Genomic DNA, 14,222 nt, shown 5'->3' with positions numbered 1-14,222 from the left:
TCGCCGGAGCAGAGGGGATCGCAGGGCGGAGGGAAAGACGGGCCGGGCTCAGGCTCGGGTGCGCTGACGAGTGCCGCGCAGCTGACGGGCGAGCACCCCCATCACGTGCCGGGCGTCGGCGCCGACGCCGCGCAGCGTGTTGGAGGAGGGAGTGCGCTGCCACTCCAGGCCCAGGTAGCCCAGACCGACGTGCATCAGCGACAGGCCATGGCGCTGGCGCGGGCGGCCATCGGCACCCAGCACACCCAGCCTCTCCAGATAGGCCAGGTTCGGCCGGTAACCGGTGGCCAGCAGCACCGCGTCGACGCGCTCACGGCTGCCGTCGGGCCAGGTCGCCTGATCGCCGTCCAGGCGGGCGAAGATCGGCCGGCGCCGGTAGCGGCCCTCGCGCAGCGCCCGGCGGTAGCGGCCGTCATCCAGCACGGGCGAGGCGGGCGGAGCCTCCGCGCGGGCCGGCGGCAGCCGGTCGAAGCCGGTCACCCGGAACCAGAAGTGCAGGTCACGCCCCAGCGGGCGCTGGGCCACGAACCGGATCGGCACCCGGCTGGCCAGCGTCACCCGGCGCTGGCTGGCCAGCTCGTGGGCGACCTGGACCGCCGAGTTGCCCGCCCCGACCACGATGACGTGCTCACCGGGCAGCGAGGTCGGCGAGTGGTAGTCGGCGACGTGCAACACCGGGCCGGTGAAGGTGTCCAGGCCGGGCAGGGCGGGCCGGTGCGGGCGGCCGAAGGAGCCGCTGGCCGCGATCAGGGCGCCGGCGCTCAGTTGCTCGCCGCCCTCCAGCCGCACGGTGAACCCCTGCCTGCCGGCTTCGGCGGCGCTGACGCGGGCGCCGGTGCGCAGCTCGGCGCCGCGCTCGATCAGGGCGACGGCATAGCGCTCCAGGTAGGAGCCCACCTCGTCGCGGCGTGGGTAGCGCTCGGGGTCCCCGTCGAAGCCCATGCCGGGCAGGCTGCTGTAGCGGGCGGGTGAGAACAGGGTGAGGCTGTCGTAGTAGCGCGGCCAGGACCCGGCCGCCCGCCGGGAAGCCTCCAGCAGCACGGGCCGCAGCCCGTGCTCCAGGGCGGCGTGCGCGGAGGCCAGGCCGGACTGCCCGGCCCCGACGATCAGGACACGGTCGTTGTCGATGGGCATGCCGCAGAACGTACCGTCATTTTCTAATATGTCAATAACTTGAAATGAGCGGTAGGGTGCTGGCGCAGGAGGGAGCACTCATGGCCGAACCCACGAGATCATCAGCCGCGCCGACGGATGAGCCCACAGACGGGAGAGCGGGCCCCGCGTGCGCGTCGCCGCAGCTGCCGCAGGCCGCCCAGGACTTCCTCAAGGCCCTGGCCAACCCCGGCCGCCAGCAGATCATGCTGCTGTTCGCCCAGGGCGCCGAGCTGTCGGTCAACCAGGTCGCCGAACGCGCCGGCATCAGCCAGTCCGCCGCTTCCCAGCAGCTCGCCCTGCTGCGCCGCAGTGGCATCGTCACCTCCCGCCGCGACGGCAAGGAAGTGCTGTATCGAGGCGATCGCGACGGCGTCGCCCGCATCCTCGAAGACCTGCAGAGCTACCTGAAATTCTGCTGCTGAGCGCCGGTGGCCGGGTTCATCCGGTCGAGGCGGGCAGGTCGTGGAAGGGGCGCAGCCCGGAGCCGACGTCGGCGCGGGTGAAGGCGTAGCGGCCCAGGAAGTTGATGTGGTTGTAGGCGATGGGCGACAGCCGGGCACACATCTGTTCGGTGACCGGAAAGCCTTGGGCGCGTAGCTGCTTGACGGCGGCGTCGAGGTAGAGGCTGTTCCACCACACCACGGCGTTGAGCGCCAGGCCGAGCGCGCCGAGCTGGTCCTCCATGCCCTCGCGGTAGCGCTGGCGCAGCTGACCGCGGTTGCCGAACGCGATCTTCCGCGCGAGACGGTGCCGGGCCTCCTGCACGTTCAGCTGGGCGCCGATCATCCGCCGGTAGCCCTCATCGTGCAGGAACTGCAGCAGATGCAGCGTCTTGAAGATCCGGCCGTAGTGCACGAACGCCTCGCCCAGGCCGGTGGGGCGGCCGTCGGCCGACAGCATCCGGATCAGGTCGTAGGCGCGCACCGTGCCCATCGTCAGCGAGCCGGCCACGCGCAGCATGTCGCCCCAGTGAGCGCGGATGCGATCGAGCCGGATGGTGTGGCGGGACATGTGCTCCAGCGGCCCGTAGACGGCGGCGGTGTTGGTCCGCCACAGCCGGGTGTCGGCTAGGTCGGCGATGCGCGGAGAGAACTGGTAGCCGCAGATCGCGAACAGTCCGAAGACGAGGTCGGAGTAGCTGGCGGTGTCGGTGACTACGGTCTCCGGCTTGGGCCCGCCGTCGAGGTTGAACAAGGCGTCCAAGATGAACAGCGAGTCACGCAACGTGCCGGGCACCACCAGCCCGCTGATGCCCATCACCTGGTCGTTGACCACGTTCAGCCAGGTCGCGCCGCGCTGACGGCCGAAGTACATCGGGTTGTGCCCGGCGTGCAGACTAGCCACGGGCACGACGAAGCGCAGCCCGTCGGCCGAGGCGATATGGCCCGACCCCCACGACTTGACGATGTCGATGCCGGCCTGGGCGGCGATCAACCGGGCGTTCGCCGCGGCGATCGTCTCCCCGCGCAAGTAGCCCTGGTCGACCTGCTGCAGCCGGGCCCGGGTCAACGCCGGCACGTTCGGCTTCTCAATCGGCACCAGGCCCATGTTGCACGCCTCGGCCACGATCAGCGCGGCCAGGCTCATCGGGAAGTCCTCCATGGCCGCATCCGCGCCGGAGACGTGGGTGAAGTCGGCCGGCAGCCCGGTGCGGTCGAAGACCTCCAGCAGCAACTCGGGGAAGTCCACCCGCGGCAGCATGCCGCCGACCAGCGTGCGCAGCTCTTTCATCAGCGGCGGCTCGTCCACCGCGCCGAGCTTGTCCAGGCGCAGCCGCCCGCCCACGAACTGCACCGCGGTGTTGCCGCCGAGCCCGTCCAGCACCCGGGTGTAGGCCGCCTCCAGCGCGCCCGCGAGCTCGGCCAGGTGACCGGCCGGTTCCAGCTCCTGCTCCTGCTCCAGCGAGGCCAGCACCCGCGGCCGCGCCTGCTCCCACGCCTGCCCGGCCAGCAGCCGGGCCCGCGGGTCGCTCCACCGTTCGGAGCCTTCAGCGAACACATCACGCCGCCGCAGCGCGGCGTGCAGGTGCATCAGCGCGCACAGCACGAACGCCGCCTTGTCCACCTGCCCCGCCGGCAGGTCCGGGTTGCGGTAGACCAGGCCCCGCCACGACCCGGTGATCAGCCCATCGTGGGCGGCGATATCACCCGGTGCGTAGCGGCGGCGGCTCTTGGCCATCGCCGCCGCGGTGCGCACCATCGCCAACACCGCGCTGCCGGCCTCAACGGCCCGAAACCGGATCGTGTGCAGGAGCGGCTCGATGAAGCCCTGCACGGTGCGGTAGCGCTTGACCAGCTCGGCCCGCCACTCGGCCGCCGCATCGTCATCAGTGACGGGCACGAACTCCGCCACCGTCTCCACCGCGGCCGCCAGCCTCTCGCGCGGCACCACCTCCTCGATCGTCTTCCACACCTCCACCAGCGACACCAGCCGCTCCTCCGTGGCCTCCGGCACGGTCATCAGCACCTCCATCGCCGAGGCCATCGTGCGCGCCGCCTTGCGCAGCTTCGGGAACGTGCGCAGTTGCTCGGCCTTGCCCGCCCGTTCCGCCCTTGCCAGCAGATGCGTGGCGATCAGCAGATCCAGCACGTCCAAGGCGTCATCGACCGAGGAGACCTCCAGATGCCGCACGGTGGCCAGCAGTGTCGCTCCCTTGCGCGGCTCGTCCAGCCCTTTGAGCGTGGGTGCCTTGGCGGCCAGCCCGTAGCGGGCCAGCGCCCCGAGCTTGACCGCCGGGACCGGGTCGGTCGCCACCCGGCCGGTGCCCAGCGCCGCGATCTCGGCCACCCGCTTCAGCTCTTCGGCCAGCACCCGGCCTGAGGCCTTCCTCGGCGCCGTGCGCAGACGCTCCAGCTCCGAGCGCCTCCTGCCGTCCGGCACCGCCAGCAGAGCGTCCAGCGCCCGCTGCATGTCGCGCGACAACCGTCCCGACAGCCGCTCGTTCTCCGCCCGTCGCACCTCGCCGACCAGCCGCACCAGCACGGTGATGCCGGGCAGCAGAATGCGCTCCTTGAGCATGTGCACTCGCGCCCGGTCAAACAGCGCCCGCGGCCCCTCCACCGACGCCCACACCCGCGCCGCCACGTACCGGCGCACCTCGCTCTCGCAGGCGCCGAAGTCGCGGTTGCCCAGCAACTGGCGGATCTCCCAGGCGTGCTCGTAGACGGTCTGCTGGCGGTGGCCGTAGTCGGCCAAGTGCGCCGGATCGAGCCCGAGCTGCTCGGCCACGAACGCCACCGCGCCCGGCGGGGCCGCCAGCGGGTCCTCGGTCAGGAACACCCCGAGCATCCGTACCGTGCCCCACTGCACGGCCCAGCCGAGCTGGTGGCCGGGCGCCGTTTGGACGCCAGCGCGTCCAGCGCGCTGCGGTCCAGGCGGAGGAACTGCTCCAGCTCCGCGGCCGAGGGCTCCTCGGGGAAGCGGCCATAGCGGGCGATCTGCTCATCAGAGAGAAATTCGAAGGGCATGGCCCAGCAACGTAGGCCCCGCGACCTGCTCAAACAGGCGCTGTCACCGAACCGGCACGAAGATCAACTCTCTACCGCTAATTTCTGCACCCAGCCTCCTCGAAGGCCGAACGGCGAGTGGCGGTAAGCCGCGCCCCGACGCCTCGCTAACGCCACTGACCGTTCCATTGCTGCTCGCCCCCCGAAGCTCGGCCGGATCCCCGTCGGCGGTGGCTGGCGTGCCCATGGCGTCGGCACCCCTGAAGCGCTCGCCTCCAAGCGTGTCGGGCCCGGCACCGGGAAGGTCGGCTACACCTACCTGCACTCAGCCGTTGACGACCACTCTCGCCTGGCCTACACCGAGGCCCTGGACGACGAACGCGGCACCACCGCAGCGGCGTTCTGGCGCCGCGCCGTCGCGTTCTTCGCCGCCCACGACATCACCACCGTCCGGCGGGTCCTCACCGACAACGCTCCTGCTACCGCTCGGCCGCCTGGGCCGACGCCCTCGCCGCGACCGGCACCACCCACAAGCGGACCCGCCCCTACACCCCGCGCACCAACGGCAAGGTCGAACGCTTCAACGGCACCCTCGCCCGCGAATGGGCCTACGTCCGCCCCTACGCCTCCGAACACGAACGCCGCGCCGCCCTCGCCGACTTCCTCAACCACTACAACTACGAACGTCCGCACAGCGCCCTCGGCGGCAAGCCACCCGCCAGCTGCGTCACCGACCACGGATACCGGCTCACCGCCGACGAGCACCCCGATCCCCTCGATCTACTGCCCGTCCAGCTCACGATCGAGGACGCCGTGGAACCAACGTCCTGAGACATCACACCTAGGGGGCCCGGTAGCAATCGCCGTGAAAACAACGGATATGCAGGTCAGGGCGCTCTCGGAGTGCTGCGGCAACATCCTGGCAATGGGTCGCTGACCTGCATATCCGTTGAAAATTTCCCCGCACGGCCGCTGGGCCCCCGCCTCCCCGGTCGTCCTGCGCTATATCCGCGCCGTCGACCGCTGGCGTGACAACGCCATGCGAGGCGTCGGCCTGTAACTCACGCAAAATCGGACGAAACTACCCTGGCCCTCACCGGCCAGACCAGCCAAAACATGCTTGTGGCCTGCGCCGGTCCGCGCGTTATCCGTTGCATCCAATTGGAGGGAGGACCTCATCACCGAACGCAAGAGGCTGACGGAAGCCGCCCCCTGCGCATCACAAGGACTTCCCTGAGCGTCCCTGAGACGCACACGTCCGTACGCCGCAGCGGCTGTCGGCGCCGGAAAACGCCTCTCTCAACGTCATCTCCGCCCCCGTCCAAGGGGGCGGGCGTCGAACCGGACGGGCGAAGAGACTGAGCGCTCAACCGAGAGCAGACGATCGTAGAGAGAGACTGTTGCCGACGGCACGATGACGATTGCCACCAACACGGTCGGCTGCTGGCGCGACAGCGCCGTGCGCAGTGTCGATCTTTGATCCGTTCCCCGACGCGAGGGGGAGCAGCCGAAGGCAGGCTACTGACATCTCGATGACAACAGCACTGATACCCCATGGCAAAACCAGAGGTCAAGCTGCTGATGAGGGTTGTCAGTGCATGGCAAAGTGACACGACTCGTCAGTCGAGCGTGGCCGAAAAGTTCCGGAGAACAGGGCTCGTAGCTGAGGAAACTACCTGCGTCCGGGGATCTTCGCCGAGCGGCTCAGGCGAGGCTTAGTGATCTTGCTGACATGAAATGGCAAATCCACTGACATCAACTGGCATTACGCCAGGACAACTTCATGGCAGTTTGCACCAGGTGCATGCGGCCATCCCTTGCTAATTCATAGGATCATAGGTTCTATCTTTGTGCTTCCAGGCTTGCGATAAGCAAAGTTATCGCAAGCCTGCTCGGTGCGCACGCATCACCGAGATTTCGTAACGTAACGCTTCGATTTTTTATCGGGTCTTGCAGACACGTTTTGGTAGAGTGCTTGTGTGGCTGACAACGCATCGCTCCGCTCTGCGGATGACCCGAAAAACACCGCTTTCGGCCTCCGCCCGGAACCGGATCACCTGGCCGGCCCGCCCGAGGCGCCGCTCGACGACGACCCGCCTGGCACCACCGGCCGCTCCGACGGCGGCCCGGGAGTGGTGGCCGAACCGCTCCCATCGCCCGCTGCCGATGCGGCGGCCCCGCACGGCCGATGTGCCTGGGACGGCCAGCCGCTGCCGCGCTCCACCGGCCGACGGCCCCGCCAGTACTGCAGTGACGCCTGCAAAACCGCCGCCTCTCGCGCTCGCCGCAAAGAACAGCTCACCGCCGTTACCACCGCGGTGACCGAGTCCGGCGCGATCCTGACCGAAGCACGCCCGCTGCAGGAGGCACTCGCCGCGCTCGTCGACCGCTTCGCCGAAAAGGTCGACCTGGCCGAAACCGGCGCGCTGGCCCGGATCAGTGCCGCCGAAGCCGAAGCCGCCGAGGACCGCGCGGACGCCGCGATCGCCCGCGAGCAGGCCGCGGCCGCCGATCGCGCCCGCATCAGCGCCGAGCGGCGGATGCGCGAAGCCGAGCAGGCCCAGCGACTGGCCGAGGAGCGCGAGGGCAACGCCCGCGCCGATCTCGAGCGCGTGACGGAGAAGACCCGCGCCGAAGTGCTTGACCTGGGGACGAAGCTCGGTGAGGCCACCGAGGCCGCCGAGCACGCCGCGGCGGTGACCGCCGACCAGGCCACCCAGCTGCGCGCGCTACGCACCGAGGCAGAGGAGGCCCGGGCCGCCGCCACGGCGCTGCGGACCGGCCTGGCCGACCGCGACCGGGACCTGGCCGCCGAGCGGGCCCGCGCGGCAGCGCTGGGCGACCAGCTCACCGAGCAGCGCAGCCGTACCGACACCCTGGCCACCCAGCTCGCCGCCGCCCAGGACGACAGCCGCCGGGCCCGCGCCCAGACCGACGCGACACGCACCGAGCTGGAGGAACTGCGCCGCGCCGGTGACGAGCAGCTGCGCGCCCTGCGCACGCAGCTGGAGGACGCCCGCGCCCAGGGCGCGGCCGGCGCCGCCGACCTCGCCCGCGCCCAAGCCCGGCACGAGGCCGACCAGGACCTGCTCGCCGAACTACGCGGCCAGCGCAAGGACCTCAAAGCCCGCCACGACGCCCTGCAGGCCGAGGTAGGGAAGCTGCGAGCCGAGATCGACCAGCTGCGGGCGCGCCCGACCCCCGCCGCCGCAGAGCCCGAACAGGACCGATGAAGCCGTCACCGGCCGGGCACTGGCCCGCCGCCACGTCCCGCCGATCCTCAAACAGGTGGCCACGGCCGCCAGGCTGAAGGCTCCGGCAACCGTCCGCTCGCACGTCATTGGTCGCGGACGGATGAGTTTGAGGTGCTGGCGCGGCTTCTCGGCGAGCACGGCCTTCAGGGCGCGCATGTCGCGCCGACATTACTGGAACCCCGAGTTGCGCGGCAATGGGATGGTGGGTCACCATTGTCGGCATGACTAGTGGAAAGGGCGTTCTCCGCCCAGGCCGTTGAGGCCCATGGAGCCGGTCGAAGAGCCGGCCCTCGAGATCGATTCCCGCGGTCGCGCTGCTGGCGCGTCTTGCACCTCTTCCCCACCCACGGCGCGCGCGGGCGCTGGCGCTGCACGCCCGCCGCCTGGCCGGCACCTCCCATCTGCGCGTTCTCCTGGACGAGCTGTCGGCGGGGGACCAGTACGCCCGGCACACGGCACTGCATCTCGCCATGGCGGCCCGCGACATCGGCTTCATCGAGAAGGTTCTCGCCGGACCCGACATGAGGTTGCGGCGCTCGGCCTTGCGTGCCGTCCGTACGCTGCCCGTATCGGATCCGGCGGTGCGGGCCGCGCTCGACGACGCGCCCGCCGACCTGCGGCGCGCGCTGTACCGCATGCTGGCGCACGGCCGCCGGCACGCGCTGGCCGAGGCGCTGTTGCCGGACGTGCGCGCCCGATGGAGCGACCGCGAGGCGGCCGCGCTGCTGCCGGCCTGCGGCTCCGCGGCGGTCCTGCGATGGTTGCCGGAGCTGGCCCACGCGGTGACGTCCTGGACGACGATGGCCAAGCGGCATGCGGGCGCGATCATGGCGGTGGCTGAGCAAGAACTGGCCACCGGCGTGCGCCCGTGGACCTGGTGGCGCCGCCGGGGCGCGGGCGTGGAGCTTGCCGCGCTCTCCGAGCCGGACCGGATGCTGGCACTGCTGGAACGGTACGACCTGCGTGACGTTCTCACCCAGCTTCCCGGCGCGGTCGCCAACGCGCTGTTCAGGGCGGACGCCGTACGCGCCAGGAGGCTGTTCATCGCCGAAGCCTCCCCTCGCTGGCAAGAACCACCGAAAGCGCTGCTCCGCCACTTGAGCTCGGCGTCGGACGCCGAACTGCTGCGGCTCGCCTCGGTCGATTACCGCTTCGATACGGTGCTGCGCCGGCTGCCGCCCGCCCGCCGGGTCACGATCTTCGAGACGGCCGCGCAGGCGCAGGGCAGAGCAGGCCGGCTGTGGGCGATGCGGCTGCTCGGATGGCTGCCTCCCGAGCCGGCGGCGGCCGAGGCCAGGCGCATACTCGACTGGCACGCCTCGGTGTGGCATTCGGCCCGCTCCTGCCTGGACAATCCGGACATCCCGCTGGAGCTCACCAGCCATCTGCCGTACGAGGAGGCGGTCGGCCCGCTGCGCGAGGCGGCCGTCGGAGGGGATCCGCGGCGGCGCGGCCTGGCCAGGACGCTGCTGGTACGGTGCACGGCGCGCACGCGGAACCGGGCGTTGCTCCATGATCTCCTGGCCGAGCTGGCCCTGCGCACCGTGAACGAACGGGACCCGCTCCGCCGGGACCTGCTGACCGCGCTGCTGGAGGTGCCGCCCGCGCTGCTCGACGACTCCTTCGCCGCCACGCTGGGCCGCATCGCCACCGCCGCGGCCCAGGCCCCGGACTCCTCCCCCGACACCCGGGAGGCGCTGCGCAGCCTGGCCGGCCGGGTGCTGCGGCACCACGACCCGGCCCTCGCGCCCGCCCTGGTCTCGTGGGGGATGGGCGTATACGCATCACTGGTGGCCCGGTACGGCGCGGCGGGGCTCCCAGCGCTCGTGCCTCACTCTGACGCACGCTGGCCCGCTCCCGCCCGTCGCCGCCGTCGTGATCGTGGCTTTCCCGGCACGCCCACGGATCCGCATCAGCTGGACCGGGTGCTGCGCACGGGTCAGGAGCACGACCTGCTCGCGCTGTTGCGGCCGCACCTGCGGGCAGCGCGCGAGCGGGGGGACTTCACCGTGGCCGTGGCCCTCGCCCGCACGCTCGGCCGACGCGGCTGGGCGCTGGCCGAACTGCAGGACGACCTGCGCGCCGCCATCGGCCAGGCACCGGAGCCACTCGCCCATGAGGCCGCCGACCTATGGCTGTCCCACCGACCCGGCCGCCACCGAACGACCCCACCGCCGGAACCCGGCGCGGCCGGGCGGCCGGTGCGAGCGGGTGATGGGCGGATGGAGCGGATCGTCGGGCTTGTTCTGGAAGAGCCGTCCGCCGTGACGCTGCCCGCCGTGTGGTGTGCGGTGGCGCGGCGCCGTACCGATCTCCTCCTGCCGCTGCTCGAGCACGACCGCGGTGGCCGGTTCGCCGACCCCTCGTGGGTGCCGCCGATCGTCGAGGGTGAGGCCCGACGATGGACCCCTGACCAGCGCGACCGCGTACGCGCCAAGCTCGCCGCCACCGTCGGCGACGAGCGGTTGCCCGTCTCCGTCCGGGCGACGGCGGTCCAGGCGTTCGGACGGGTCGGCGGCGGGCTCGACCTCCTCGCCACCTGGGCGGACCACGAGAACACGGTGCTGGCCGAGGCCGCCGTCATGGCCATGGCGGGCGCCGACGCGATGCCCCTGCTCCTGCGGCACGCCGGCGGCCCGGCCTCCCGTGCCGCGGTGATCGCCCTGGCGCGCGCCTGCCGGTCCGGCGCCCCGTCCCGGCTGGGCCCGTTCCTGGAGCAGGCGCTGACCGCCCCTGAAAGCAAGATCACCCTGCGCAAGCTGGCCGCCCGTCGGCTCCACCGCGACCGCCCGCCGGGCGCGGTGGAGGTGTTGCTGCGGGCATGGGAGGACCCCGGCCTGCATCGGGACGTACGCGCGACCGTGGCCGCGGTGCTGCGCGGCATGCCCGAGGACCCGCGCACCCTGGCCGCTCTGATGGAGACCCCCGGCCGGTACGCCGACGAGGTGATCCTGCGCACGCTCTTCCAGGCCCACCCGATGGAGTACGCCCCCGCCGCCCGCCCCGGCTACGCGGACCTCGTACGGCGGCTGCTCATGTCCGCCGACCTGCCCGGGGTACGTTTCCGCGGGTCGAAAGCGTTCAGTTTGTGGGCGCACTGGTACCGCGGCGGCTTCGAGGAGATCCTCGAGGCCGTGGCCGACCCGGGGGTTGACGGGCAGATCATGGAGGTGTTCCTGGCGCTGCTGCGGACAGGGGCGATCCAGTCTCGGACGCTCGACGTGCTCGCCCGGTTGGCCGCCGCCGTACCCGGCGAGGACCTGCGGGCGCCGGCGCGAACGCGCGTGACCGCCATCACTGAAAGCCTGGCCACGATGCTGGACGAGGAGCGGCCATGGCAGATGCGGCTCGCCCAGGACGCGATGGACCTGCTCGCCACCCGGCCGCGCCTGCTGACCGAGGCGGTGCGGCTGGCGATAGCCCTGCTCCCCACATCGGACGCAGAATTGGCCGATGCCTTGTGTACGCTGGCCGACCTTCTGGGGAACCGGCCGATCCTGGCGGCTCAGACAGCCGAGCGGGTAGCCGCCGAGCTGTACGACAGCTACCGGAGCCGTCCGCAGGTGCCGCCCGCCGCCACGCTGCCCGCGATCCGGCGGCTGACGGCCGGCGGCGACCTGGCTGGCGCCTTGTTCGCGATCACGCTCACCCAGTGGGGCGGCGCACACACCGACTGGGCGCCCCCATGGGGGGAGATCATCCGCGACCTGCGTGATTCCCCACACCTCGAGGTACGCCAGCAAGCCTGGGACACCACCGTCGGCTGAGCGTTGTGCAGTACGCGGCCACCTGCCGGCTCGCCTCCGGCAGGGGCCCGGTAGTAATCGCGGAACATCCAACGGATCTCGCCGACCAGCGTTGACGTGAGGCATCCGGGCGAGGTCAACGGCATCCCCGGTCCGGCCCACCGCACCACTGACCGGCGCACCAGTCCTGCGGTGCCCTCACATCAGAGCAGGTCAGGGGTATATCCGTAGGACTCACACCTGCTCATCCTTCAGCGGGTTGAGAGGCTGAGGTTGGGTTACCCCATCGAGAATGCTGTTGAGGAGCGGGACTCGGCGTTCGGTGTGGTCGTTGATCGCTATGACAGCCACGCTCAGGTCCAGATCGGGTACTCGCGCGTGCAGGGCGCGCAGGCCGATCCAGCCTCCGCCGTGCCGATAGACGCGGTGTGCGGCGTGTGATCGGACGCCGATGCCCCAGGCGTAGTCGATCGGCGTTCCGTCATCGAGGTGTCCAGGTGTCTGCAGGAGCTCCGAGATGCCGAGTTCGTCGGCGTTGAGCGCCTGGCCCCAGCGCAGCAGATCGCGGAGAGTCGTCCATACCCCTCCGTCACCCAGGGACAGCGGGGCGGGATGAAGACGGGCAAGCGGCGCGGCACCCGGGGGCGTGGGGTCAGGTCCGGGCCAGTAGCGGGTGTCTGCCATCGCCAGCGGGACGAAGAGATGGCACTGGGCGAAGTCGGGCAGCGGCATGTCCGCCGCTCGTTCCACCACCGCGGCCAGGCAGACGTATCCGGCGTTGGAATAGACGTGTTCGGTGCCCGGCTGGTGGTTCAGGGCCGGGAACTGGGTGAGGGCTTGGATGATGCCCGGGGTGGTCCGGTCGGCTTCGCCGGTGATGATGGCATCGATCTTGGAGTCGGCGGGGAGGGCCGCGGTGTGATGGACGAGGTGCCGCAGGCGGACGGTGCCGGCCCACGCCGGTAGCTGGGGCAGCCAGCGTGACAGGGGCGCTTCCATGTCCAGTGCCCCCTGTTGGGCGAGCAGCGCCGCGCAGGCCGCGGTCATCTGCTTCGACAGCGACGCCGCATAGACGAGCGTCGTGGCGGTCACCGACTCGCCGGTGACTGTCAGCCCTTGGGCCAGGAGGACAGGCGGCGCTCCGGGTTGCTGCATCCCGACCAGGACCGGTTCGTCACTGCGGTAGCCGGCTTCGGAGATCAGGGCTGTCATTCGTTGGCGCAACTGGGACACGACATGATCCTTGCAGTGCCTGGGCCGTTGCCAATCCGTTGATTCAGCGCAACGTTGAGCGCCTGGTGCTCAGTCACCTGGTTCGATGACGGAACCGCGGATCGGCAATCGGTGGACGTCGGCAACCTGGTGAGCCTGTCGGCGCAGACAGATGGTCTCGTCGTGTTGGGCGGCGAGGCGGGACAGCGCTTCGGTCTTGAAATCCGTGAGCTCGGTAATCGTCTCGTACTCCTGACTGTGCCCGTCGGTGACGGCTACGGCCGCGCTGGCGGGAAGTGCCGGTCAAGGATCTCGGGGTGACGGTGATCTGTCGCAGCGCTACTTGGCCGCTGAGGGTAGTTCACAAAACGATGATCACCGAGCGGGTGCCGAGTAACCGAGTGGCAATCCCCTGAAATCGTGGAGACTTTTCTATGCGGCTATGAGCTGCTGACGTCTCACCGTGGTGGCCGCTCTAACGGCCGCGATCCGCTGTTCGTAGATGATCGGTGGTAACCCGTCGGCGGCGCTGTGGCGGCGGCGGGTGTTGTAGAAACCGGCGATCCAGGTCGCGATCTTCAGCCGGGCCTCGGCGCGGGTGGCGAAGCGATACCGGTGGGCGAGCTCGACTTTGAGCGTGACGTTGAACGATTCGGCCGGAGCGTTGTCCAGCGCGCAGCCGGCCCGGCCCATCGACTGCACCACACCCCAGTGGCGGCAGGCAGCCTGGAACCGGGCAGCGGTGTACTCACCGCCGCGATCGGAGTGGAAGATCACCCCGTCGACGTCGCCGCCTCGGGTGACCGCGGCCATCTGCAAGGAGGCGACCGTCAAAGCGGCGTCATGATGGGCAGACATGGCATAGCCGAGCAACCGGCGGGAGAACAGGTCCTGCACGGTGGCCAGATACAGCTTGCCCTCGTCGGTGACGATCTCGGTGACATCTCCGCACCACAACACGTCCGGTGCGACGGCGGTGAACTGACGGCCGACCAGATCCGGTGCCGCGGGCCTGGCGCCCTGGCGCGTCAGCGAACGCCGTCTGGCAGCCGGCCGACCGGCCAGGCCGAGTTCGGCCATCCGCGCGGCCACCGTGTTGGCCGAGACCCGCCAGCCCTCCTCGTGCAGGTCCCGGGTAATGCGCGGGCTGCCGTAGGTGCCGCCCGAGGCGGTGAACTTCACCTCGATCGCCGCATCCAAGCCGGCGCGACGCTGCTGACGAACACCCGGTGCGCGCCCACGCCATTTGTAGAACCAGGACTGCGAGACCCCCAGGATCCGGCAGGCCGTCGCGTGGGGAACATCGTGCTCGGTCTTCTGGGAGGCGATGAAGGCCGCGTGCGCTCACCGGCCCGTCGACTCCTTGACCCACAAGACCACCGAGCGCTTGAGCACTGTGAGGATGGATG

8 protein-coding genes and 1 pseudogene are annotated in these 14,222 nt (G+C 70.7%); 4 read left to right on the top strand and 5 right to left on the bottom strand.

The annotated features are described in order from the left end of the window. Positions 1–48: 48 nt before the first annotated feature. Positions 49–1,134: a flavin-containing monooxygenase gene (locus J2S55_RS39730; RefSeq protein WP_306871883.1), complete on the bottom strand. Its 1,086-nt coding sequence runs from the start codon at positions 1,132–1,134 to the stop codon at positions 49–51. Between the two features lie 56 nt (positions 1,135–1,190). Between J2S55_RS39730 and J2S55_RS39725 the strand changes: the two genes are divergently transcribed. Further along, positions 1,191–1,577 (top strand): ArsR/SmtB family transcription factor, encoded by a 387-nt coding sequence (locus J2S55_RS39725; protein WP_306871881.1) that lies wholly within the window; start codon positions 1,191–1,193, stop codon positions 1,575–1,577. 16 nt (positions 1,578–1,593) lie between these two features. On the opposite strand, the gene J2S55_RS39720 is transcribed toward J2S55_RS39725, so the two are convergent. Together J2S55_RS39720 and J2S55_RS39715 are read right to left on the bottom strand one after the other, a co-directional pair. Beyond that, positions 1,594–4,434 (bottom strand): Tn3 family transposase, encoded by a 2,841-nt coding sequence (locus J2S55_RS39720; RefSeq protein ID WP_306871879.1) that lies wholly within the window; start codon positions 4,432–4,434, stop codon positions 1,594–1,596. After that, positions 4,425–4,622: a DUF4158 domain-containing protein gene (locus tag J2S55_RS39715; RefSeq protein WP_306871877.1), complete on the bottom strand. Its 198-nt coding sequence runs from the start codon at positions 4,620–4,622 to the stop codon at positions 4,425–4,427. Before J2S55_RS39715 ends, J2S55_RS39720 begins: the two co-directional genes overlap by 10 nt. 184 nt (positions 4,623–4,806) lie before the next feature. On the opposite strand from J2S55_RS39715, the pseudogene J2S55_RS39710 reads away from it, so the two are divergent. From J2S55_RS39710 to J2S55_RS39700, 3 genes and pseudogenes are all read left to right on the top strand, one after another. Next, positions 4,807–5,330, top strand: a pseudogene (locus tag J2S55_RS39710) (integrase core domain-containing protein); the annotation flags it as partial. 1,250 nt (positions 5,331–6,580) lie between these two features. After that, on the top strand, positions 6,581–7,834 hold the full coding sequence (locus J2S55_RS39705; RefSeq protein WP_306871875.1) for a coiled-coil domain-containing protein: 1,254 nt from the start codon (positions 6,581–6,583) through the stop codon (positions 7,832–7,834). A 491-nt stretch (positions 7,835–8,325) separates the two neighbouring features. Further along, the gene (locus tag J2S55_RS39700; RefSeq protein WP_306871873.1) at positions 8,326–11,622 is read left to right on the top strand and encodes a hypothetical protein; all 3,297 of its coding nucleotides are present in this window, start codon (positions 8,326–8,328) and stop codon (positions 11,620–11,622) included. Between the two features lie 213 nt (positions 11,623–11,835). On the opposite strand, the gene J2S55_RS39695 is transcribed toward J2S55_RS39700, so the two are convergent. Both J2S55_RS39695 and J2S55_RS39690 read right to left on the bottom strand, forming a co-directional pair. After that, positions 11,836–12,834: a serine hydrolase domain-containing protein gene (locus tag J2S55_RS39695; RefSeq protein ID WP_306871871.1), complete on the bottom strand. Its 999-nt coding sequence runs from the start codon at positions 12,832–12,834 to the stop codon at positions 11,836–11,838. Between the two features lie 411 nt (positions 12,835–13,245). Then, positions 13,246–14,142, bottom strand: a complete 897-nt coding sequence (locus tag J2S55_RS39690; RefSeq protein ID WP_306875775.1) for an IS3 family transposase — start codon at positions 14,140–14,142, stop codon at positions 13,246–13,248. Between the last annotated feature and the right edge of the window lie 80 nt (positions 14,143–14,222).

The sequence above is a fragment of the Streptosporangium brasiliense genome, assembly GCF_030811595.1.
Lineage (GTDB): Bacteria > Actinomycetota > Actinomycetes > Streptosporangiales > Streptosporangiaceae > Streptosporangium > Streptosporangium brasiliense.
The sequence above is the reverse complement of the archived record's forward strand: the minus strand, read 5'-3'. Positions and strand labels throughout refer to the sequence as shown.

Bases quoted from the DNA above. Each gene is read 5' to 3' on its own strand.
- J2S55_RS39730 (WP_306871883.1), bottom strand. From the start codon at position 1,134: ATGCCCATCGACAACGACCGTGTCCTGATCGTCGGGGCCGGGCAGTCC.
- J2S55_RS39715 (WP_306871877.1), bottom strand. From the start codon at position 4,622: ATGCCCTTCGAATTTCTCTCTGATGAGCAGATCGCCCGCTATGGCCGC.
- J2S55_RS39700 (WP_306871873.1), top strand. From the start codon at position 8,326: ATGGCGGCCCGCGACATCGGCTTCATCGAGAAGGTTCTCGCCGGACCC.